The organism is Massilia paldalensis (assembly GCF_044901715.1).
Classification (GTDB): domain Bacteria; phylum Pseudomonadota; class Gammaproteobacteria; order Burkholderiales; family Burkholderiaceae_D; genus Telluria; species Telluria paldalensis.
In genome coordinates this window covers 269,835-292,325 of sequence record NZ_JBJCIU010000003.1, presented here as the reverse complement: position 1 = coordinate 292,325, position 22,491 = coordinate 269,835, and the positions used below count along the sequence as shown (strand labels likewise).

Here is a 22,491-nt window from a genome sequence, read left to right as displayed (position 1 = left end):
TTCACGCCGTGACGTTGGCATCGGCCAGCTGCAGCTGGGTGTCGTTGAAGCGCCGGTACTGCTGCTGCCATTCGGACGGCTGCTGGACGGGCATCACCTGCACGGCCGTCACCTTGTACTCGGGGCAGTTGGTGGCCCAGTCGGAATTTTCCGTCGTGATCACGTTGGCGCCCGATTCCGGGAAGTGGAAGGTCGTGTAGACGACGCCCGGCTGCATCCGCTCCGTGACGAGCGCGCGCAGTACGGTGGCGCCGGCCCGGCTCTCGATGCCGACCCAGTCGTCTTCCTTGATGCCACGCTCCTGCGCATCGTGCGGATGGATCTCCAGGCGGTCTTCCGCATGCCAGCGCACGTTTTCCGTGCGCCGCGTCTGCGCCCCCACGTTGTACTGCGACAGGATGCGGCCCGTGGTCAGGATCAGCGGATATTTGCGCGTGACCTTTTCCGACGTGCCCACGTATTGCGTGATGATGAAGCGGCCCTTGCCGCGCACGAAGGCGTCGATGTGCATCGTCGGCGTGCCTTCCGGCGCCGCGTCGTTGCAGGGCCACTGGATGCTGCCCAGTTCATCGAGCCGCTTGTAGCTGACGCCGGCGAAGGTAGGCGTCAAGCGCGCGATCTCGTCCATGATCTGCGACGGATGCGTGTAGTGCATCGGGTAGCCCAGGCGGTTCGACAGGGCCACCGTCACTTCCCAGTCGGCGTAGCCGGCGCGCGGCGGCATCACCTTGCGCACGCGCGAGATGCGCCGCTCGGCATTCGTGAACGTGCCGTCCTTTTCCAGGAACGAGGAACCGGGCAGCAGCACGTGGGCGAACTTGGCCGTCTCGTTCAGGAAGATGTCCTGCACGACCACGCATTCCATCGCCTGCAGCGCGGCCGTCACGTGCTGCGTGTTCGGGTCGGACTGCACGATGTCCTCGCCCTGGCAGTACAGGCCCAGGAAGCTGCCGTCCAGCGCGGCCTCGAACATGTTCGGGATGCGCAGCCCCGGTTCCGCCTGCAGCGGTACGCCCCAGGCCTGCTCGAACAGGCCGCGCACGGTGCCGTCGGACACGTGGCGGTAGCCCGGCAGCTCGTGCGGGAAGGAACCGATGTCGCACGAGCCCTGCACGTTGTTCTGGCCGCGCAGCGGATTCACGCCCACGCCCTCGCGCCCCACGTTCCCCGTCGCCATCGCCAGGTTGGCGATGGCCATCACGGCCGTGGAGCCCTGTGCATGTTCCGTGACGCCCAGGCCGTAGAAGATCGCGGCATTGCCGCCCGTCGCATACAGGCGCGCCGCTGCGCGCACCAGCTGCGCCGGTACGCCGGTGACGTCCTCGGTCGCTTCCGGTGATTGTTCCGGCCGCGCGACGAAATCGCGCCATTGCGCAAACGCGCGCTCCTCGCAGCGTTCGGCGATGAAATCCTCCGCCAGCAAGCCTTCCGTGACGACCACGTGGGCCAGGGCGGACAGCAGCGCCACGTTGGTGCCGGGCCGCAGCTGCAGGTGGACGTCGGCGCGCACGTGCGGCGACTTGATCAGGTCGATGCGGCGCGGGTCCACGACGATCAGCTTCGCGCCCTGGCGCAGCCGCTTCTTCATGCGCGAACCGAACACGGGATGGCCGTCGGTCGGGTTGGCGCCGATGACCATCACCACGTCACAATGCTCGATCGACTTGAAGCTCTGCGTGCCGGCCGATTCGCCCAGCGTCTGCTTCAGGCCGTAGCCGGTGGGCGAGTGGCACACGCGGGCGCAGGTGTCGACGTTGTTGTTGCCGAACGCGGCGCGCACGAGCTTCTGCACCAGGTAGCCTTCCTCGTTGGTGCAGCGCGAGGAGACGATGCCGCCGATGGCATCGACGCCATATTTTGCCTGGATGCGCTTGAACTCGGACGCGGCGTAGTCGAGCGCCTCGTCCCAGCTCACTTCCTTCCACGGGTCCGTGATCTTCGCGCGGATCATGGGTTTCAGGATGCGGTCCTTGTGCGTGGCATAGCCCCAGGCGAAGCGGCCCTTCACGCACGCATGGCCTTCGTTGGCCTTGCCGTCCTTGGCGGGCACCATGCGCACGACTTCGCTGCCCTTCATTTCCGCCGTCAGCGAGCAGCCGACGCCGCAATAGGCGCAGGTGGTCGTCACCTTGTGCTCGGCCTGGCCCAGCATGATGACGGTCTTTTCCTGCAGCGTGGCGGTGGGGCAGGCCTGCACGCAGGCGCCGCAGGACACACATTCCGATTCCATGAACGGTTCGTTCTGCCCGGCCGAGACGCGGGAATCGAACCCCCGTCCGGAGATCGTCAGCGCGAACGTGCCCTGGGTTTCCTCGCAGGCGCGCACGCAGCGGTTGCATACGATGCACTTCGAGGAATCGAAGGTGAAGTAGGGATTCGATTCGTCCTTCGCGAGCTTCAGGTGGTTCTCGCCCTCGTAGCCGTAGCGTACTTCGCGCAGGCCCGTCACGCCGGCCATGTCCTGCAGCTCGCAGTTGCCGTTTGCCGGGCAGGTCAGGCAGTCGAGCGGGTGGTCGGAGATGTACAGTTCCATGACACCCTTGCGCAGCTGCTGCAGCTTGGGCGATTGGGTGCGCACGACCATGCCCTGCTCGGCCGGCGTCGTGCAGGAGGCGGGATAGCCGCGCCGGCCCTCGATCTCGACGAGGCACAGGCGGCAGGAGCCGAACGGTTCCAGGCTGTCCGTGGCGCACAGCTTCGGGATGTTGATGTCCGAGAGGGCGGCGGCGCGCATCACTGAGGTGCCCAGTGGGACGGTTACCTGGCGGTCGTCGATGGTGAGCGTGACGAATTCGGTGGCGGCTTCCACGAAGGCGGGCGGCGGCGTGCCCAGGTCGCGGGTCAGTATGGTTTCGATCATCGTCGTCTCCTCAGGCGGCTTGCTGGTCTGCGCCAGGCTGGCCGAAATCTTGGGGGAAGTGGTTCAGCGCGGACAGGACCGGGTAGGGCGTCATGCCGCCCATCGCACACAGCGAACCGTTCAGCATCGTGTCGCACAGGTCGCGCAGCAGCACGACCTGTTGCGCGCGCTGGTGGCCGGCGCGGATCTTGTCGATGACTTCGACGCCGCGCGTGGACCCGATGCGGCAGGGCGTGCACTTGCCGCAGGATTCGACGGCGCAGAATGCCATCGCGTAGCGCGCCAGCGCGGACAGGTCGGCGCTGTCGTCGTGCACGACGATGCCGCCGTGGCCCAGCACGGCCCACAGCGCGGCGAACGCTTCGTAGTCGAGCGGCGTGTCCCACTGCGATTCCGGCAGGTAGGCGCCGAGCGGACCGCCCACCTGCACGGCCTTGATCGGACGGCCCGAGGCGCTGCCGCCGCCATAGTCGAACAGGATCTCGCGCAGCGTGACGCCGAACGCCAGCTCAATCAGGCCGCCGTGCTTGATGTTCCCGGCCAGCTGCACGGGCAGCGTGCCGCGCGAGCGTCCCATGCCGTAGTCCTGGTAGTACTGGGCTCCCTTGTCGAGGATCAGGGGCACGGCGGCCAGCGACAGCACGTTGTTGATCACGGTGGGCTTGCCGAACAGGCCGGTCAGCGCCGGCAGCGGCGGCTTGGCGCGCACGATGCCGCGCTTGCCTTCCAGGCTTTCCAGCAGCGCCGTCTCCTCGCCGCAGATGTAGGCGCCGGCGCCCTTGCGCACTTCGAGCTCGAAGGTGCGGCCCGTGCTGAGCAGGCTGCGGCCCAGGAAGCCGGCTGCGCGCGCCCGTTCGATGGCCGCTTCCAGGCGCGTGATCGCATGCGGGTATTCGCTGCGCACGTAGATGTAGCCGCGCGTGGCGCCCACGGCGATGCCGGCGATCGTCATGCCCTCGACCAGCATGTACGGGTCGCTCTCCATCACGATGCGGTCGGCGAAGGTGCCGGAATCGCCTTCGTCGGCATTGCAGACGACGTATTTTTCCGTGCCCGGGGCCTTGAGCACCGTGTTCCACTTGATCCCCGTGGGGAAGGCGGCGCCGCCGCGTCCGCGCAGGCCGGAGCTGGTCACGGCCGCCACGATCTCGGACGGCGCCATCAGCAGGGCGTTGCGCAGGCCGCGGAAGCCCCCGTGGGCTTCGTAGTGGTCCAGCGACAGCGGGTCGGTGATGCCGATGCGGGAAAACGTCAGGCGCTGCTGGCGCGCCAGGTAGGGAATGTCGTCGACGAGGCCCAGGCATAGCGGATGGTCGCCCACGCCCGTATGGAAGCCCGCGTCGAACAGGGCGGGCACGTCGGCGGCATCGAGGGGGCCGAAGCCGATGCGGCCGGCCGGCGTGTCGATCTCGACGAGCGGCTCCAGCCACAGCAGGCCGCGCGTGCCGTTGCGGACGATCTCGACGTCGAGGCCGCGCCGTGCCGCTTCGGTTGCCACCGCGGCGGCGACGTCGTCGGCACCGACTGCCAGCGCGGCGGAATCGCAGGGAACGTAGATGCGCGTGCTCATGCGGCCTCCACGGCTTGGGTCGGTTGGGAGACGGCGTCCGCGACCAGGCGGTCGAAGCGCGTCGGCGTCACGCGGGCGAACGGCACGCCGTCGATGGTCAATGCCGGCGAGCTGGCGCACAGGCCCAGGCAGTACACGGGCTCCAGCGCGAAGGCGCCGTCCGCGCTGTGTTCGTGCAGGCCGCAACCGAGCGCCTGCTGCGCGTGTGCCAGCAGGCCGTCGGCGCCCATGCTCTGGCAGGCTTCGGCGCGGCATACCTGCACCGTGCAGCGCGCCGGCGGACTGCTCCTGAAATGGTGGTAGAACGTGATCACGCCGTGGACTTCGGCGCGCGACAGGTTGAAGTGCGCGGCGATGGCCGGCACGGCATCGGGCGGGACGAAGCCGATGCGGTCCTGCAGCGCGTGCAGCACGGGCAGCAGCCGGTCCTGGCGCGTGTCGTGCTCGTCGAGGATGGCGGCGAGGTGACGGGTGATATCGATGGTGAAACCGCCGGCGGCGGGGGCAGGCTGTGCGTTCATCGTGTCTCCTTTGAAGCCCGCTCATGTTCGGTCAAACATATGCCGGCCTGGTTTGGTGTTATAAATCCAGCCTAGCACCCGCAAAATGTTGAATCAATAGGAAATGATTTGCATATGCTGAAGGTCGACATCCGCCCCGACTGGATCCTGCGCGATGCCCATGGCACGCCCGTCGCCCTGCCTGCGCTGCTGGCCCTGCTGACGGCCGTGAGCGAGACCGGCAGCATCAGCAAGGCCGCGGCGGCCTGCGGCATGTCCTACCGCCACGCCTGGGGCTTGCTGGAGCAGTTCGGCGCCCAGTTCGGCGCGCGCCTCGTGCACAAGGTGCGCGGGCAGGGCACGCTGCTGTCGCCGCTGGCGGAAAAACTGATCTGGGCCGACCGCCGCATCAGCGCACGCCTGAGTCCCCTGCTGGACAGCCTGGCGTCCGAACTGCAGCAGGAACTGGCGCGCGTGCTGGCCGCCGATGCCCAGGTGCTGCGCCTGACCGCCTCGCACGGCTTCGCGGTGGCGGCCCTCGTCACCCAGCTGGGCGAGGGCGGCGTCACGGTGGACATCAAGTACCGCAGCAGCACGGAAGCCGTGGCGGCGCTGGCCAGGGGCGAGTGCGACCTGGCCGGCTTCCACCTGCCCGTCGGCCAGTTCGAACCGGCCGCCGTCGCCGCGCATCGCCAGTGGCTGGACCCGGCGCGCCATGCTTTCCTGCACCTGGCCTACCGCCAGCAGGGGCTGTTCGTCGCCAGGGGCAATCCGAAGGGGGTAACGGGGCTGGACGACCTCGTGCGTCCCGACCTGCGCTTCGTCAACCGCCAGCATGGTTCCGGCACCCGCGTGCTGCTGGAGCTGCTGCTGGCCGACCGCGCCCTCGACCCGTCCCGCATCGCCGGCTTCGACAGCGCGGAATTCACGCATGCGGCGGTGGCTGCCTATGTGGCGAGCGGCATGGCCGACGTCAGCTTCGGCGTCGAGACGGCGGCGCGGCGCTTCGACCTCGATTTCATCCCCGTCTGCCGCGAACGCTATTTCCTCGCTTGCGACAAGACGGCCCTGGCCACGCCGCTGCTGGCGGCCGTGCGCGCGGCGCTGGAAAGCCCCGCCTTCCGCACCGTGCTGGACGGCTTGCCCGGCTACGACGGCAGCGCCTCCGGCGCGCTGGAAACCCTGTTCTGATCCGATCCACTTTTTGTAAATCTTGATCGCGGTCAAGTGGTGATTCGTGAGTGTTTCGATAAGATGGCCCGGCACCGGCGCGCCCCGCTGCCGAGTACGCATATAACATCCGAGGAGACGGGCATGAGCAAGGCACTGGAAGGCGTTCGCGTTCTCGATTTCACCCACGTCCAGTCGGGACCCACGTGTACCCAGCTGCTGGCCTGGTTCGGCGCTGATGTCATCAAGGTCGAGCGTGCCGGAGAAGGCGACGCCACGCGCGCCCAGTTGCGCGACATCCCCGGCGTGGACAGCCTGTATTTCACGATGCTCAACCACAATAAACGCTCGATCACGCTCGACGCCAAGCACCCGGCCGGCAAGGGCGTGCTGGAGACGCTGATCCGCGACTGCGACGTGCTGGTCGAGAACTTCGCGCCGGGCGCGCTGGACCGCATGGGCTTCACCTGGGAGCGCATCCAGCAGCTCAATCCCCGCATGATCGTCGCCTCCGTGAAGGGTTTCGGCCCCGGCCCCTACGAGCACTGCAAGGTGTACGAGAACGTCGCGCAATGCACGGGCGGCTCGGCGTCCACCACCGGCTTCGACGACGGCCCGCCCGTGGTGACGGGCGCCCAGATCGGCGACAGCGGCAGCGGCCTGCATCTCGCCCTGGGCATCGTCACCGCGCTGTACCAGCGCACGGCCACGGGCCGCGGCCAGCGCGTGCTGACGGCGATGCAGGACGCCGTGCTGAACCTGTGCCGCGTCAAGCTGCGCGACCAGCAGCGCCTCGAACGCACGGGCGTGATGGAGGAATATCCGCAATACCCGGAAGGCAGCTTCGGCACGTCCGTGCCGCGCGCCGGCAATGCGTCCGGCGGCGGCCAGCCGGGCTGGATCCTCAAGTGCCGCGGATGGGAAGACGATCCCAATGCCTACATCTATTTCATCGCGCAGGCCGCCGTGTGGCCGGCGATCTGCAAGGTGATCGGGCGCGAGGAGTGGATCACGCACCCGGACTTCGCCACGCCGCGCGCGCGCCTGCCGCGCCTGATGGAGATCTTCGCCACCGTCGAGGAGTGGACGAAGCAGCACACCAAGTTCGAGGTGATGGACATCCTGAACCGCTACGACATTCCCTGCGGCCCGATCCTGTCGATGAAGGAGATCGCCGAGGAGCCGTCGCTGCGCGCCACCGGCACCATCGTCGAGGTCGAGCATCCCGAGCGCGGCAGCTACCTCACGGTGGGCAATCCGATCAAGCTGTCCGACAGCCCGACCGAGGTGCGCCGTTCGCCCTTGCTGGGCGAGCACACGGACGAAGTGCTGTCCCAGCTGGGCTACACGCCGCTGCAGATCGCGGCGTTGCGTGCCGAGCGGGTGATCTGACGCTACCCGTCGTCCCGGCGAAGGCCGGGATCCAATGTTGCATGCGCAGTGACGCAGCGAACTTGGACCCCTGCCTTCGCAGGGGCGACGGTCTCCCTGCCAACGGAAAATCCAGGTAGATAGACCCTAGCGCACCGGCCGCGTCCAGTACCCCGGCTGCGCATACGTCGCCTTCAGGGTGTCGATGAAGGCGCGCACGCGTGCCGGCAGGTGCCGCTGCTGCATGTAGACGGCCATGATGTCGTAGTCGGGCAGCGCGTAGTCGTCCAGCACCGTCATCAATTCCCCTGCCGCCAATTGCGCCTGGATCTCCCAGGTCGAACGCCATGCCAGGCCCAGGCCCTCGCTCACCCAGCGGTGCAGGAGTTCGCCGTCGTTGCAATCGAGGTTGCCGCCGACCTTGATGGTGACGGGCTTGCCGTCCTTCTGGAAATACCAGCCGCGCTGCTGTCCGCCCTGCAGGTTGAAGGCGAGGCAGTTGTGCTGCGCCAGGTCGTCCAGCGTGCGCGGGACGCCGCAGCGCGCGAAGTAGGCCGGCGTGCCACACACCACGCGGCGGTTCGACGCGAGGCGCACGGCGACGGAACTGGGATCGAGCGCACCGCCGATGCGGATACCCAGCTCGTAGCCTTCACGCACCAGGTCCACGACCTGGTCGGTGAGGTTGAACGAGATGCGCACCTTCGGATGCGCGGCCAGGAACGGCGGCGCATGCGGCGCTACGTGCAGGCGCCCGAACGCGGCCGGTGCCGACACGATCAGGTGGCCGCTCGCCTCGCCGCGTCCTTCGGAGACGATGGTCTCGGCCAGGTCCAGGTCCGACAACAGTTTGCGGCAATGTTCCAGGAACAGTGTTCCCGCCTCCGTGAGCGTCAGGTGGCGCGTGGTCCGGTGCAGCAGCTTGACGCCCAGCCTGCGCTCCAGCGCATCGATGCGCCGCCCCAGCATCACGGGCGTGACGTGCTGGGCCAGCGCCGCGCGCGCCAGGCTGCCCTGGTCGACGGCGTCGACGAAGGCGGTCATCTCCTTGATCTTGTCCATGGCGTGGAACCCGTCCCGGTAGAGCTGCCAGTATTCCATACCCCAGGTATCGAATACACGGATTTTTTGTGGCCTTATCAAACACGCCGCCCCGTCCTAGCATGGGCTCATCGATTCGCTCAACCATCCCGCCGGAGGAATGATGGCCAAGATGACCGCAGCAGAAGCAGCAGTGCTGGTGATGGAAAAGGAAGGCGTGCACGTGGCGTTCGGGGTTCCCGGCGCGGCGATCAATCCGCTGTACGCCGCGTTGCGCAAGCGCGACAGCATCCGCCACATCCTCGCGCGCCACGTCGAGGGTGCCTCGCACATGGCGGAAGGATTCACGCGCGCCGCGGCCGGGAACATCGGCGTGTGCATCGGCACGTCGGGCCCGGCCGGCACCGACATGATCACGGGCTTGTACGCGGCGCATGCCGACTCGGTGCCGATCCTGTGCATCACGGGCCAGGCGCCGCGCGCCCGCCTGTACAAGGAAGACTTCCAGGCCGTCGACATCGAGTCGATCGCGCGGCCCGTGACCAAGTGGTCCGTCACCGTGCGCGAACCGGCGCTGGTGCCGCAGGTGTTCCAGCAGGCCTTCCACCTGATGCGCTCGAGCCGTCCCGGCCCCGTGCTGATCGACCTGCCGCTGGACGTGCAGCTGGCGCAGATCGAGTTCGACGCCGAGACCTATGCGCCGCTGCCGGCCTACAAGCCGGCGGCGACGCGCGCCCAGGTCGAGAAGGCGCTGCGGATGATGAACGAGTCGGCCCGGCCCGTGCTGACGGCGGGTGGCGGCATCATCAATGCCGACGCGTCCGCGCTGCTGGTCGAATTCGCCGAACTCACCGGCGTGCCCGTGATCCCGACGCTGATGGGATGGGGTTCGATCCCCGACGACCATCCGCAGATGGCCGGTATGGCGGGCCTGCAGACGAGCCACCGCTACGGCAATGCGACGCTGCTGGCGTCGGACTTCGTGCTGGGCATCGGCAACCGCTGGGCCAACCGCCACACGGGCAGCGTCGACGTATTCACGAAGGACCGCACCTTCGTCCACATCGACATCGAGCCCACGCAGATCGGCAGGGTGTTCGGCCCGGACTTCGGCATCGTGTCGGATGCCAAGGCGGCGCTGGCCCTGCTGGTGGAAGTGGCGCGCGAATGGAAGGCGGACGGGCGCCTGGCCGACCGGAGCGACTGGCTGCATGCCTGCCAGGAGCGCAAGCGCACGCTGCTGCGCCGCAGCGACTACGACAGCGTGCCCGTCCACCCCTTGCGTGTGTACCACGAGATGGATGCCTACTTCGGGCGCGACGTGCGCTACGTGGCGTCGATCGGCCTGTCCCAGATCGCCGCCGCGCAGTTCCTGCACGTGCACCATCCGCGCCACTGGATCAACTGCGGCCAGGCGGGCCCGCTGGGCTGGACGATTCCCGCCGCCCTGGGCGTGCGCGTGGCCGATCCTGACGCGGACATCGTCGCCATCTCCGGCGACTACGACTTCCAGTTCCTGATCGAGGAGCTCGCGGTGGCCGCCCAGTTCAAGCTGCCCTATATCCACGTGCTGGTGAATAACGCCTACCTCGGCCTGATCCGCCAGGCGCAGCGCAACTTCGAGATGGACTACTGCGTGCAGCTGTCGTTCGAGAACGTCAACGCCCCCGAGCTGGAAGGCTACGGCGTCGACCACGTGGCCGTCGTCGAAGGGCTGGGCTGCAAGGCGATCCGCGTGTTCCGGCCGGACGACATCGTGCCCGCCTTCGAGCGTGCCCGCGAATTGATGCGCCAGTACGCCGTGCCGGTGGTGGTCGAGGTGATCCTCGAGCGGGTGACGAACATCGCGATGGGCACCGAGATCGACGCGCTCAACGAATTCAACGACGTGCTGACCGTGGAATGAGGACGAGGACATGAAACTGGCCGCCAACCTGACGATGCTGTTTACCGAGTTCGATTTCCTCGACCGCTTCGAGAAGGCCGCGCAGGCGGGCTTCGCCGGCGTCGAGTTCCTGTTCCCCTACGCCTACCCGGCCGCCCAGATCGCCGAGCGCCTCGACACCCACCGCCTGCAACTGGTGCTGCACAACCTGCCGGCCGGTGACTGGGCCGGCGGCGAGCGCGGCATCGCCTGCCACCCGGGACGGCGCGGCGAGTTCGAGCAGGGCGTGGCGAGCGCGATCGCATATGCCCAGGCCCTCGGCGTGAAGCAGCTGAACTGCCTGGCCGGCATCGTGCCGCAGGGTGTCGAGCGGGCGCGCGCGCACGACGTGCTGGTGGCGAACCTGGCGTTCGCCGCGCGCCGCCTGAAGGACGAGGGTATCGCCCTGCTGGTCGAGCCGATCAACACCTTCGACATCCCCGGCTTCTTCCTGCACGGCACGCGCCAGGCGCTGGACCTGATCGCCGAGACGGGATCGGACAACCTGTTCCTGCAGTACGACATCTATCACATGCAGCGCATGGAGGGAGAACTGGCCGCCACCATGGCCGCCAACCTGCCGCTGATCCGCCACGTCCAGGTGGCCGACAACCCGGGGCGCAACGAACCCGGCACCGGGGAGATCAACTACCGCTACCTGTTCGACCGCCTGGACCGCATGGGCTACACGGGCTGGATCGGTTGCGAATACAAGCCGCGCACGACGACCTACGACGGCCTGGACTGGCTGGCGCAGCACGGCGTCCCGAGCACCCACTGACATCGAATGGAGACCATCATGACCAAAGTAGGATTCATCGGACTGGGCATCATGGGCGGCCCCATGGCCGGCCACCTGCAGGCCGGGGGCTGCAAACTGTACCTGCACGACGTGAAGAACCCGCCGCTGGCGCTGGTGGAGGGCGGCGCCACCGTGTGCACGAATGCGGGCGAGGTCGCCAAGCGCGCCGACATCGTCATCGTGATGGTGCCGGACACGCCGCAGGTGGAAGCGGTGCTGTTCGGCGAGAACGGCGTCGCCGCCGCCCTCAGTCCCGGCAAGGTCGTCGTCGACATGAGTTCGATATCTCCGCTGGCGACCAAGGAATTCGCCAGGAAGATCAACAAGCGCGACTGCGACTACCTCGATGCGCCCGTGTCGGGCGGCGAGGTGGGCGCCAAGGCGGCGACGCTGACGATCATGGCGGGAGGATCGCCGGAAGCATTCGAGCGCGTGCTGCCGTTGTTCCGCATGATGGGCAAGAACATCACGCTGGTGGGCGGCAACGGCGACGGCCAGACGGCCAAGGTGGCGAACCAGATCATCGTCGCGCTGACGATCCAGGCGGTGTCCGAGGCCTTGCTGTTCGCCTCCAGGGCGGGCGCCGACCCGGCCAGGGTACGCGAGGCCCTGATGGGCGGCTTTGCCGCGTCGCGCATCCTCGAGGTGCATGGCGAGCGCATGGTCAAACGCACGTTCGCGCCGGGCTTTCGCATTGCGCTGCACCAGAAGGACCTGAACCTGGCGCTGCAGGGCGCGAAGAGCCTGGGGGTGTCGCTGCCGAATACGGCCGTCGTCCAGGAGCTGATGAACTCCTGCGCCGCGCATGGGCTCGCGCAACTGGATCATTCCGCGCTGTGCCAGGCCATCGAGCGCATGTCCAACCACCCGATCGCGGCCGGCGCAGCGGACTCGGCGGCGTGAGGCGAGCGCCATGGGCACGCTGGTATTGTCCCACCCGGCCTGCTTCGGACACCGGCCGGGAACCCTGCATCCCGAATCGCCGCAGCGCCTGCATACGGTACTGGCGGCGCTGCGCGCCCCCGGCTTCGAGGGGCTGGCATGGCGCGAAGCGCCGATGGGCACGCGCGCGCAGCTGCTGCTCGTGCACGACGAGGACTACGTGGACGCGATCGAGGCGCTGGCGCCGGCGCCGGGGAGCGGTCCCGGCCTGGTGCTGCTGGACGGCGGCGACACGGCGATGTCGCCCGGTTCCTGGGACGCCGTGCTGGCTTGCGTGGGCGCCGCCTGCGCGGGCGTGGATGCCGTCATGGCGGGGGAGGCGCGCAACGTGTTCTGCGCCACGCGCCCCTGCGGCCACCACGCCGAGCCGGGGCAGGCGATGGGCTTCTGCATCTTCAACCAGGTCGCCATCGCCGCCGCGCATGCACTGGCGGCGCACGGCCTGGCGCGGGTCGCCGTGATCGATTTCGACGTCCACCACGGCAACGGCACCCAGGCCGCCTTCTATCACCGCCCGCACTTGTTCTTCGGCTCCAGCCACCAGTCGCCCCTGTATCCGGGTACCGGCGCGGCGCACGAGCGGGGCGATAGCGGGAATATCGTCAACGTGCCGCTGCCGCCCGGCTGCGGGTCGGCCATGTTCCGCGCGCGGGTGGAGGAAACGCTGCTGCCCGCGCTGCGCGGCTTCGCGCCGGAACTGATCCTGGTGTCGGCCGGCTTCGATGCGCACCGGCTCGATCCGCTCGCGCAGATGGCGCTGGAGGACGAGGATTTCGACTGGATCACGCGGCAGGTGATGGCCATTGCCGACGACGTGTGCGACGGACGGATCGTGTCGGTCCTCGAGGGAGGCTACAGCGGCGCGGGACTGGCGGGCGGCTGCGCGGCCCATGTGCGCGCACTGATGGCGCACTAGGAACCGGTAGGGTGGGCACCATGTGCCCACCGAATGCGTGCGTTACGTCGGCGTCCGGTGGGCATGTGGTGCCTGCGCAGGCCGCTTCCACCCTACAGCCGCGCCGATGGGATCAGCGCGGCGATGCGCTCGGCGCCCTCGTCCATCAAAAAGCTGCGGAACGCGCGCGCCACCGGCGGCAGGCGCTTTTCGCGGCGGTGCACCACGTACCAGTTCAGTATCAGCGGGAAGCCTTCCACGGGCAGCACGACCAGGCTGCGGTCCGCCAGTTCGCGGCCGATCGTGTGCGCCGACAGGAAGCCCAGGCCGATGCCGGCAATGACGGCCTGCTTGATCGTCTCCGTGCTGCGGATCGCCATCGCGACCCGCATGCGGTCCATGTGCGCGCCGAACGCGTCCTCCATCGACTGCCAGGTATCCGATCCGTGCTCGCGCACGACGAACGGATGCCGCAGCAGTTCGTCCATCCCGATGCGCGCCTGGCCCGCCAGCGCATGGTCGGGCGCCGCCACGATCACGTAGGGGTGCGGCGCGAAGGCGTCGCTCTGCATGTCGTCCTGGGGCGGCGGGCGCACCATCACGGCCAGGTCGGTGCGGTTCTCGGCCAGCTGCCCGAGCAGCTCTTCGCGGTTGTGTACCGTGAGGTTCAGCTGCACGCCCGGATGGCGGCGCGCGAACGCCACCATCAGCTGCGGGAAAAAATAGTCGCCGGCGCTGATCACGGCCACGTTCAGCTGGCCGCCCGCGATGCCGCGGTGCTGCGCCATCGCCGTGTCGGCCTCATGGAACTGCTGGATGATCGCGCGCGAGAACTGCAGCAGTTCCGTGCCCGCCTGCGTCAGGTAGGTCTTCTTTCCGAGTTGTTCGAACAGCGCCAGTCCCACGTGGCCTTCCAGCGTGCGGATCTGGGTCGAGACGGCCGGCTGCGTAAGGTGCAGTTCTGCTGCAGCGCGGGAGAAGCTGAGGTGGCGAGCAACTGCCTCGAAGACTTTTAGCTGGCGCAGCGTGGCGTTCTTCATCACGGCTCCGATGTATCAGCGATCCCTAATGATTATCCCTAAAAACTTTAAATTTTTCTAATCCTTTAAATCCCCTACCATCGTCTTGCAGTCCCCTGACCATCACGACCGGAGAGAAAGTGCCATGACGACCTTGATCGACAGCGGTAACGACATCAATGCGGGATTCGATGCGCAGCTGCGCCGCAACGCGTACAACGCCGCCTTCCACGAACTGGGACTGAACTGGTTCTGGGATGCGGCCTTCGAACTGCCCTGCGCCGACGGAGAACGCGACTGCGTGCGCGACTACCTGGCGCAGCACCAGTCCCACCTGCTCAAGGCCTACGACGCCGAGTTCCTCGTCGACGCGATCCTCGCGGCCAAGGAACGCTGCGTGCCGCAATTGACGGCGCCGGGCTGCGATCCGGCGGCCACGATCGACTGGCGCGCGCTGCGCCAGCACCAGGTCGGCGTCTGAACGCTACTGGCCGCGACCAGATTTTCGAAACTTAACCGCGGTCAAGGATATGCCAAAACCGTTCTTCCACAATCGGCCCATCTGTTGAACTTTCCATAAGCGGCGCCATGCCGGACCCGACCGGCGGCGCGATAACAAACGGTTCCAGAATCCTTCGGTAGCTTTCGTGAACCCCTATCTGGAGACAAGGTCATGAGCAACCCAGCGCACCGTCATGCCAGCGCCCCCCGCCTTCATTCGGCCGATCCGCCCGGCGAGCACGACCGCCAGGCACGGCGTGGAGACCGTACCTGAAGCGACACCATCCAGCGCATAAAAAATCAAAGCACAGGAGACATCGCATGAAAACCGAGACACTGGCAGTCGAAAGACCAGCATCGTTCCGCTGGATCCAACTGGTCATGGGCATCGTCTGCATGGCCATGATCGCCAACCTGCAATACGGCTGGACCCTGTTCGTCAATCCGCTGTCGGAAGCCCACGGCTGGTCCAAGGCGGCCATCCAGGTGGCATTCACCATCTTCATCCTCACCGAGACCTGGCTGGTGCCGATCGAAGGCTGGGCCGTCGACAAATGGGGCCCGCGCCCCGTGGTGCTGTTCGGCGGCCTGCTGTGCGCGATCGGCTGGGTGATGAATTCGTTCGCTTCCACGCTGTTCGTGCTGTACGTCGCGGCCGCCATCAGCGGCATCGGCGCCGGCGCCGTGTACGGCACCTGCGTGGGCTCGGCGCTGAAATGGTTCCCCGACCGGCGCGGCCTGGCGGCGGGGCTGACGGCGGCCGGCTTCGGCGCCGGCTCGGCGGCCACGATCATCCCCATCTCGATGATGATCGAAAGCCGCGGCTATGCCGACACCTTCCTGTACTTCGGCCTGGGCCAGGGACTGATCGTGATGCTGCTGGCAGCGATGATGGTGCGCCCGCCGCACCAGGCCGCCAAGGCTGCCAAGAAGAAGAACCCCAACGTGCTGCAGACCACGGCCGACTTCACGCCGTCGCAGATGGTGCGCAAGCCCGTGTTCTGGGTCATGTACACGATGTTCGTGCTGGTCGCCGCCGGCGGCCTGATGGCCACCGCGCAGATGGGCCCGATCGCCAAGGACTTCGCCATCGACGGCGTCCACTTCAACGTCATGGGCATGGTGCTGCCGGCACTGACCTTCGCGCTGGCCATCGACCGCGTGCTGAACGGATTGACGCGGCCCTTCTTCGGCTGGGTCTCGGACCAGATCGGGCGCGAGAAGACGATGTTCTTCGCCTTCGCGCTGGAATCCGCCGGCATCATCGCGCTGTACTACTTCGGCCGCGACCCGATCATGTTCGTCATCCTGACCGGCGTCGTGTTCTTTGCCTGGGGCGAGATCTACAGCCTGTTCCCCGCCACCACGGCCGATACCTTCGGTACCCGCAACGCCGCCGGCAACGCGGGCCTGATGTACACGGCCAAGGGCACGGCATCGATCTTCGTGCCGATCTCCAGCCTGATCATGGCCGCCAGCGGCAGCTGGGAAGCCGTGTTCTTCATCGGCTGCGGCATGAACGCGGTGGCGGCCATCCTGGCCTGGTGGGTGCTGCGCCCCATGCGCAAGCGCTTCATCGAGGAATCGATCGGCATCGTCAGCGTCGGCGAAGGCGAACACGTGCCCGGCGCCGCGCCGACCACGCCGCGCATGGTCAACTGAGAAAAGCCGCGGGCCTGGCGCGGCCCGGCCCGTGGCTCGGGTACCTGGCGCGTGCGGCTTCCCGCCGCACGCGCACACGACAACGACATCCTCCTGAAAGAGGCTTCCCATGATCCAGCGCTGGATACGCTTCCTGCATCTCGACACGGTGCGCTTCGGCACGCTCGAGGGTGACAAGATCCGGGTCTTCAAGGGCGACATGTTCGACGGCCCGAGCCGCACCGACATCGCGATCAATCTGGCCGACGTAACGGTGCTCACTCCCGTCGTTCCCGGCAAGGTGCTGGCGATGTGGAACAATTTTCATGCGCTGGGCAAGAAGCTCGGCCTGGCGCCGCCGCCCGAGCCCCTGTACCTGATGAAGCCACCGACGTCCTACCTGGCGCCCGGCGGCACGATCCGCAAGCCGCGGACCGATGCCAAGGTGGCCTTCGAGGGCGAATTGGCGATCGTGATCGGCAGCACCTGCAGCGGCGTGCCGGTGGAAAGCGCGCTCGACCACGTCTTCGGCTATACCTGCGCCAACGACGTGACGGTGGGCGAGATCATCCAGCGTGACCCGACCTTCCCGCAATGGGTACGCGCCAAGGGCTTCGACACTTTCTGCCCGTTCGGGCCCGTGATCGCCACCGGGCTGAATCCCGCGATGCTGGTCGTGCGCACCATCCTCAACGGCGAGGTACGGCAGGATTATCCGGTCAACGACATGGTCTTCAGCGTGGCCGAGCTGGTCAGCATGATTTCGCAGGACATGACATTGGAGCCGGGCGACCTCCTGCTGTGCGGGACGTCGGTCGGCGTGGGCTCGATGCGACCGGGCAGCACGATCGAGGTGGAGATCGACGGCATCGGCACGCTCACCAACCGTTTCGAGTAACCATCAAGGGGTGTGTCATGAAGATCGCAGTGATCGGGGCGGGCGCCATCGGCGGACTCGTCGGGGCGAGGCTCGCGCTCGCCGGGCAGACGGTGACCTTCGTCGTGCGCGGGGCGAACCTGCAAGCCATCCGCGCGCACGGCATCCGGCTCGTGGAGACGGATGGAACGGAACGCGTGGCGGGGCAGGTGCAGGCGACGGACGACTACGATGCCGCGGGCGTGCAGGACGTGGTGGTGCTGGCGGTGAAGGCGCACCAGGTCGGGGACGTGGCGGCGCGCGTCGGCAAGCTGTTCGGGCCGGACACGGTCGTGGTGACGATGCAGAACGGGATCCCGTTCTGGTACTTCCACCGCCATGGCGGAGAGTACGAGGGACGCAGCGTGCACAGCGTGGACCCGGCCGGCGACCTGGCGCGCCTGATCCCGCCGGAGCGGGTGCTCGGCTGCGTCGTCTACCCGGCGGCGGAACTGGTGGCGCCCGGCGTCATCCGCCACATCGAGGGCAACCGCTTTCCCCTGGGCGAACTCGATGGCAGCACGAGCGAACGGATCGTGCGCGTCACGGCGGCGTTCGAGGCGGCGGGCTTCAAGTCGCCGATCCTGGATGACATCCGCGCCGAGATCTGGCTGAAATTGTGGGGCAACCTGTCCTTCAACCCGATCAGCGCGCTGGCGCATTCGACGCTGGTCGACATCTGCCAGCATCCGCTCGCGCGCGACCTGGCGGCCGACATGATGCGCGAAGCCGAAAGCGTGGCGGCGCGGCTGGGCATTTCCTTCCGCGTCAGCCTGGAGCGGCGCATCGCGGGGGCCGAGAAGATCGGCAAGCATAAGACGTCGATGCTGCAGGACGTGGAAGCGGGCCGCGGGCCGGAAATCGATGCCCTGGTGGGTTCGGTGATCGAGCTGGCGCGCATGACGGGCACGCCCACGCCGCATATCGATTCAGCCTACGCGCTGGTGAAATTGCTTGAACAGACGATGGCGGAAGCACGGGGCGGCGTGCGCCTGCAGAAGGCGGTCATCGCCTGAAGAAAAACGCACCGGCGGGGAAATCCCGGCCGGTGCGTCGGACGTGCTGGCGGCGCTTGCGGGAACCAGTCGTACGGCTCCCGGAAGACAAGCTGCGGAATTACAGGCCCCGGAATTACAGACCCCAGGTGTGGGCGCCGTCGTCGCGGTTGGCGGCGCTCAGCTTGTCGCGCAGGTTCAGCTGGAACAGGGCGGCGATCAGTGCTGCGAAGGAGAAAGATGCGCCGTTTTGTTGCGTTGCGGTGTCGCTCATGCCATTCATGGTTGCCACTCCTTATTCAAGGTCGAAAAGATGTATGCCTTTGATTGTAAAGGCAGACTATCCCGCGTCCAATTGAACGGCGTGATACGGGACATTCCACGCATGAATGTCTAGCTATGAAAAAGCGCCCAAAAAAGAGGCAGAAAAAATCTGTGGCCGCGCTGCAAAAAACGTTGTTTTCAGATCTTTCCCTGGTGTTTCAGGCGGCTCAGGGTTTCCGGTGAGAGGTTCAGGTAGGCCGCCAGTTCCTTCTTCGGCAAGCGCTCGAACAACTCGGGCTGCTTGCGCATGAAACGGTGCACGCGGCCCGGGGCGTCGAGCAGGTGCAGGGTGATCGTGTGCGCCATGATGCCGCTCATCAGGCTCATCACTTCGAACTCGAACGCTTCCTTCACGAGGCTGTGGCTCTGCAGGAAATCCACCCACTGCGTCAGCGGCATGCTGGCCACGCGCGCCTTCGTCACGCACACGATGCTGTAGGGCGTGGGCGTCTTGAGGCGCCAGGCGGCGTAGCTGGTCTCGATGTCGCGTTCCGACGAGAAGCGCAGGATCATCTCCTTCGCTTCGTGGTTCGTGACCTGGCGCTTCAGGATGCCGTCGAGGATGAAGTACTGCTCCATCTCGACCACGCCCTGGTTCAGCAGCAGGTCGCCCTTCTGGTGGTTGGTGATGGTGAGATAGGGTTCGAGTGCGGCCATTTCGCTGTCGCGCAACTCCTTGAGGACGACGTTCTGCTTCAACTGCACACGAATGATGTTTCGTTCCGGGTGATTGGCAATGAGGGTCATGGCGGCCGGTCGATTGTCGGGGTCTCTACATCATCTGGCGAATCTTGACCGGGGTCAATGATTGAAATCAGGCGTGCTGGCTATGATGATTTCCAGGGCGAGACGGCTGGCCAGGTCGCCTGCACCGACAACGAGGAGCTTCGACGCACCGCAGCAAACACGCGGCGACGGCGGCTCATAACCGGAGACAACCATGACACACAACGTATCGGTAGAAGTCACCGATGGCTTCCACCTGGTGATCGACGCCCTGAAAGAAAACGACATCGACACGATCTTCGGCCTGGTCGGGATTCCCATCACCGACCTGGCCCGCCTGGCGCAGGCAGAAGGCATGCGCTTCATCGGTTTCCGCCACGAGCAGAACGCGGGCAACGCCGCCGCCATCGCCGGCTTCATGACGCAAAAGCCTGGCATCTGCCTGACCGTGTCCGCGCCCGGCTTCCTGAACGGCCTGACGGCGCTGGCGAACGCCACCACCAACTGTTTCCCCATGATCCTGATCTCCGGCTCCAGCGAACGCGAGATCGTCGACCTGCAGCAGGGCGACTACGAAGAGATGGACCAGCTCAATGCCGCCAAGCCGTATGCGAAGGCGGCCTACCGCATCAACAAGGCCGAGGACATCGGCATCGGCGTGGCGCGCGCGATCCGCGCCGCCGTCTCGGGCCGCCCCGGCGGCGTCTACCTCGACCTGCCGGCCCAGCTGCTGGCGCAGACGATCGAGGCCGGCCACGGCAAGCGCTCGCTGGTGAAGGTCGTCGACCCCGTGCCGCGCCAGCTGCCGGCGCCGGACTCCGTGCAGCGCGCGCTGGAGCTGATCAAGGGCGCCAAGAAACCGCTGATCCTGCTGGGCAAGGGCGCCGCCTATGCCCAGGCCGACGAAGCGATCCAGCAACTGGTGGAACGCAGCGGCATTCCCTACCTGCCGATGTCGATGGCCAAGGGCCTGTTGCCGGACACGCATGAGCAGTCGGCATCGGCCGCGCGTTCCTTCGTGCTGGCCGAGGCCGATGTCGTCGTGCTGATCGGCGCGCGCCTGAACTGGCTGCTGGCGCACGGCAAGGGCAAGACCTGGGGCAAGCCGAAGCAGTTCGTGCAGATCGACATCGCGCCGACGGAGTTCGACAGCAACGTGCCGATCGCCGCGCCGCTGGCGGGCGACATCGGTTCCTGCGTGGCCGCGCTGCTGGAAGGACTGGACGGTGCCGGCGTCGCCAAGCCCGACGACGAATGGCTCGGCGCCATCGCCCAGCGCAAGGAACAGAACCAGGCCAAGATGGCGGCGCTGCTGGACAAGAACCCGGTGCCGATGAATTTCCACAGCGCGCTGCGCGCGATCCGCGACGTCCTGAAGGACCATCCGGACATCAACCTCGTCAACGAGGGCGCCAACACGCTGGACTACGCGCGCAGCATCATCGACCAGTACCAGCCGCGCAAGCGCTTCGACTCCGGCACCTGGGGCATCATGGGCATCGGCATGGGCTATGCCATCGGCGCGGCCGTCACCAGCGGCAAGCCGGTGGTGGCCGTGGAAGGCGACAGCGCCTTCGGCTTCTCCGGCATGGAGCTGGAAACGATCTGCCGCTACGAGCTGCCTGTCACCACGATCGTCTTCAACAACAACGGCGTGTACAAGGGCACGGACGTCAATCCCACCGGCGGCAAGGACGTGGCGCCCACCGTGTTCGTCAAGAATGCCCGCTACGACAGGATGATCGAGGCCTTCGGCGGCATCGGCTACCACGCGACCACGCCGGAGGAACTGGCCAGCGCGCTGCGCGAGGCCATCGCGGCCGGCAAGCCCGCCCTGATCAACGCCGTCATCGACGAGACGGCCGGCACCGAGAGCGGCCGCCTGACCAACCTGAATCCGCAAAGCGCCAAGAAGTAATCGCGAGCACCCAGCGACAGCAAGTACAGCAAGTACAGAAAGCCGCAGCGCCGGCGCCACGCACGCCGGCGTGCAGACCCGTCACGTTTGCAGACATCGACAAGGAGACAGGCATCATGAGCAAACCGTTGGAAGGCATCAAGATCATCGACTTCACGCACGTGCAGGCAGGTCCGGCCTGCACCCAGCTGCTGGCCTGGTACGGCGCCGACGTGATCAAGGTGGAGCGCCCCGGCGCCGGCGACGTCACCCGCTCGCAGCTGCGCGACATCCCGGGCGTGGACGCCCTGTACTTCACCATGTTGAACAGCAATAAGCGCTCGCTGACGCTGGATACCAAGACGCCGGAAGGCAAGGAAATCCTGACGAAGCTGATCAAGGAATCCGACGTGCTGGTGGAGAACTTCGGTCCCGGCGCGCTGGACCGCATGGGCTTTACCTGGGAGCACATCAAGGAACTGAATCCCGGCATGATCGTCGCGTCCGTGAAGGGCTTCAGCGACGGCCACCACTACGAGGACCTGAAGGTGTACGAGAACGTGGCGCAGTGCGCCGGCGGCGCCGCCTCCACCACCGGCTTCGACGACGGTCCGCCGACCGTGTCCGCCGCCGCGCTGGGCGACAGCAATACGGGCATGCACCTGGCGATCGGCATCCTGACGGCCTTGCGCGCGCGCGACACGACGGGCAAGGGTCAGAAGGTGGCCGTGTCGATGCAGGACAGCGTGCTGAACCTGTGCCGCGTGAAGCTGCGCGACCAGCAGCGCCTGGACCGCGTGGGCTACCTGGAAGAGTATCCGCAATACCCGCACGGCACCTTCTCGGACGTGGTGCCGCGCGGCGGCAACGCGGGCGGGGGCGGCCAGCCGGGCTGGGTCCTGAAGTGCAAGGGCTGGGAGACCGATCCGAACGCCTACATCTATTTCACGATCCAGGGCCATGCCTGGGCGCCGATCTGCCGCGCCATCGGCAAGGAGGAATGGATCGACGATCCCGCCTACACGACGGCACAGGCGCGCCAGGACAAGATCTTCGACATTTTCGGCACCATCGAGGAGTGGTTGAAGGACAAGACCAAGTTCGAGGCCGTCGACATCCTGCGCAAGTTCGACATCCCGTGCGCGCCCGTGCTGACGATGAAGGAGTTGGCGAACGACCCGTCGCTGCGCGCCAGCGGCACGATTGTCGAGGTCGACCACAAGGAGCGCGGCACCTATCTGACGGTGGGCAGCCCGATCAAGTTCTCGGACCTGAAGCCGGAGGTCAAGGCATCGCCGCTGCTGGGCGAACACACCGACGAGATCCTCGAGAGCATGGGCTACAGCCAGCAGCAGATCAAGGACTTCCACGAACGGCGCGTGGTCTGATGCCCGCTT

General features: G+C 66.8%; 19 protein-coding genes. 12 read left to right on the top strand and 7 right to left on the bottom strand.

Annotated elements, in window-relative coordinates; all coding sequences use genetic code 11:
• Position 1: 1 nt before the first annotated feature.
• From fdhF to ACI1V7_RS15980, 3 genes are read right to left on the bottom strand one after another with little or no spacing between them, the layout of a single operon-like run.
• Positions 2 to 2,860 (bottom strand): formate dehydrogenase subunit alpha, encoded by a 2,859-nt coding sequence (fdhF, locus tag ACI1V7_RS15990; protein WP_404532782.1) that lies wholly within the window; start codon positions 2,858 to 2,860, stop codon positions 2 to 4.
• A gap of 10 nt (positions 2,861 to 2,870) precedes the next feature.
• Entirely contained in the window at positions 2,871 to 4,430 is a 1,560-nt protein-coding gene (locus tag ACI1V7_RS15985) for a formate dehydrogenase beta subunit (RefSeq protein WP_404532781.1), read from the bottom strand.
• Positions 4,427 to 4,951, bottom strand: coding sequence for a formate dehydrogenase subunit gamma (locus tag ACI1V7_RS15980; protein ID WP_404532779.1), 525 nt, complete (start codon positions 4,949 to 4,951; stop codon positions 4,427 to 4,429). The genes ACI1V7_RS15985 and ACI1V7_RS15980 overlap by 4 nt, the downstream gene beginning before the upstream one ends.
• Before the next feature lie 114 nt (positions 4,952 to 5,065).
• Between ACI1V7_RS15980 and ACI1V7_RS15975 the strand changes: the two genes are divergently transcribed.
• Both ACI1V7_RS15975 and frc (ACI1V7_RS15970) read left to right on the top strand, forming a co-directional pair.
• Positions 5,066 to 6,121: a substrate-binding domain-containing protein gene (locus ACI1V7_RS15975; protein WP_404533420.1), complete on the top strand. Its 1,056-nt coding sequence runs from the start codon at positions 5,066 to 5,068 to the stop codon at positions 6,119 to 6,121.
• 123 nt (positions 6,122 to 6,244) lie between these two features.
• Positions 6,245 to 7,492, top strand: a complete 1,248-nt coding sequence (gene frc, locus ACI1V7_RS15970; protein ID WP_404532777.1) for a formyl-CoA transferase — start codon at positions 6,245 to 6,247, stop codon at positions 7,490 to 7,492.
• Positions 7,493 to 7,618: 126 nt separating this feature from the next.
• Here frc (ACI1V7_RS15970) and ACI1V7_RS15965 read toward each other — a convergent pair whose 3' ends face one another.
• Positions 7,619 to 8,533, bottom strand: a complete 915-nt coding sequence (locus ACI1V7_RS15965) for a LysR family transcriptional regulator (RefSeq protein WP_404533419.1) — start codon at positions 8,531 to 8,533, stop codon at positions 7,619 to 7,621.
• Between the two features lie 142 nt (positions 8,534 to 8,675).
• On the opposite strand from ACI1V7_RS15965, the gene gcl reads away from it, so the two are divergent.
• From gcl to ACI1V7_RS15945, 4 genes are read left to right on the top strand one after another with little or no spacing between them, the layout of a single operon-like run.
• Positions 8,676 to 10,418 (top strand): glyoxylate carboligase, encoded by a 1,743-nt coding sequence (gcl, locus tag ACI1V7_RS15960; protein ID WP_404532776.1) that lies wholly within the window; start codon positions 8,676 to 8,678, stop codon positions 10,416 to 10,418.
• Positions 10,419 to 10,428: 10 nt separating this feature from the next.
• A complete protein-coding gene (gene hyi / locus ACI1V7_RS15955; RefSeq protein ID WP_404532775.1) occupies positions 10,429 to 11,217 on the top strand; it encodes a hydroxypyruvate isomerase in 789 nt (262 codons plus the stop codon).
• Between the two features lie 18 nt (positions 11,218 to 11,235).
• Positions 11,236 to 12,141: a 2-hydroxy-3-oxopropionate reductase gene (locus tag ACI1V7_RS15950; protein ID WP_404532774.1), complete on the top strand. Its 906-nt coding sequence runs from the start codon at positions 11,236 to 11,238 to the stop codon at positions 12,139 to 12,141.
• A 10-nt stretch (positions 12,142 to 12,151) separates the two neighbouring features.
• The gene (locus tag ACI1V7_RS15945) at positions 12,152 to 13,096 is read left to right on the top strand and encodes a histone deacetylase family protein (RefSeq protein WP_404532773.1); all 945 of its coding nucleotides are present in this window, start codon (positions 12,152 to 12,154) and stop codon (positions 13,094 to 13,096) included.
• Positions 13,097 to 13,188: 92 nt separating this feature from the next.
• Here the strand turns inward: ACI1V7_RS15945 and ACI1V7_RS15940 are convergent, their stop codons facing one another.
• On the bottom strand, positions 13,189 to 14,115 hold the full coding sequence (locus ACI1V7_RS15940; protein ID WP_404532772.1) for a LysR family transcriptional regulator: 927 nt from the start codon (positions 14,113 to 14,115) through the stop codon (positions 13,189 to 13,191).
• 124 nt (positions 14,116 to 14,239) lie between these two features.
• On the opposite strand from ACI1V7_RS15940, the gene ACI1V7_RS15935 reads away from it, so the two are divergent.
• The 4 genes from ACI1V7_RS15935 to ACI1V7_RS15920 all read left to right on the top strand — a co-directional run bounded on the left by ACI1V7_RS15935 (position 14,240) and on the right by ACI1V7_RS15920 (position 18,168).
• Complete coding sequence (locus tag ACI1V7_RS15935) at positions 14,240 to 14,575, top strand: HAD family hydrolase (protein WP_404532771.1); 336 nt, start codon at positions 14,240 to 14,242, stop codon at positions 14,573 to 14,575.
• A gap of 341 nt (positions 14,576 to 14,916) precedes the next feature.
• Entirely contained in the window at positions 14,917 to 16,257 is a 1,341-nt protein-coding gene (oxlT, locus tag ACI1V7_RS15930; protein ID WP_404532770.1) for an oxalate/formate MFS antiporter, read from the top strand.
• 109 nt (positions 16,258 to 16,366) lie between these two features.
• Complete coding sequence (locus ACI1V7_RS15925) at positions 16,367 to 17,134, top strand: fumarylacetoacetate hydrolase family protein (RefSeq protein ID WP_404532769.1); 768 nt, start codon at positions 16,367 to 16,369, stop codon at positions 17,132 to 17,134.
• Positions 17,135 to 17,151: 17 nt separating this feature from the next.
• Entirely contained in the window at positions 17,152 to 18,168 is a 1,017-nt protein-coding gene (locus tag ACI1V7_RS15920; protein WP_404532768.1) for a 2-dehydropantoate 2-reductase, read from the top strand.
• Positions 18,169 to 18,283: 115 nt separating this feature from the next.
• On the opposite strand, the gene ACI1V7_RS15915 is transcribed toward ACI1V7_RS15920, so the two are convergent.
• A complete protein-coding gene (locus tag ACI1V7_RS15915; protein WP_290414594.1) occupies positions 18,284 to 18,421 on the bottom strand; it encodes a hypothetical protein in 138 nt (45 codons plus the stop codon).
• A gap of 188 nt (positions 18,422 to 18,609) precedes the next feature.
• Positions 18,610 to 19,218 (bottom strand): Crp/Fnr family transcriptional regulator, encoded by a 609-nt coding sequence (locus ACI1V7_RS15910; RefSeq protein WP_404532767.1) that lies wholly within the window; start codon positions 19,216 to 19,218, stop codon positions 18,610 to 18,612.
• Positions 19,219 to 19,411: 193 nt separating this feature from the next.
• Here ACI1V7_RS15910 and oxc point away from each other — a divergent pair, with 193 nt between their 5' ends.
• Together oxc and frc (ACI1V7_RS15900) are read left to right on the top strand one after the other, a co-directional pair.
• Positions 19,412 to 21,115, top strand: a complete 1,704-nt coding sequence (gene oxc, locus ACI1V7_RS15905) for an oxalyl-CoA decarboxylase (RefSeq protein WP_404532766.1) — start codon at positions 19,412 to 19,414, stop codon at positions 21,113 to 21,115.
• Between the two features lie 116 nt (positions 21,116 to 21,231).
• Positions 21,232 to 22,482: a formyl-CoA transferase gene (frc, locus tag ACI1V7_RS15900; RefSeq protein ID WP_404532765.1), complete on the top strand. Its 1,251-nt coding sequence runs from the start codon at positions 21,232 to 21,234 to the stop codon at positions 22,480 to 22,482.
• The last annotated feature ends 9 nt before the right edge of the window (positions 22,483 to 22,491 follow it).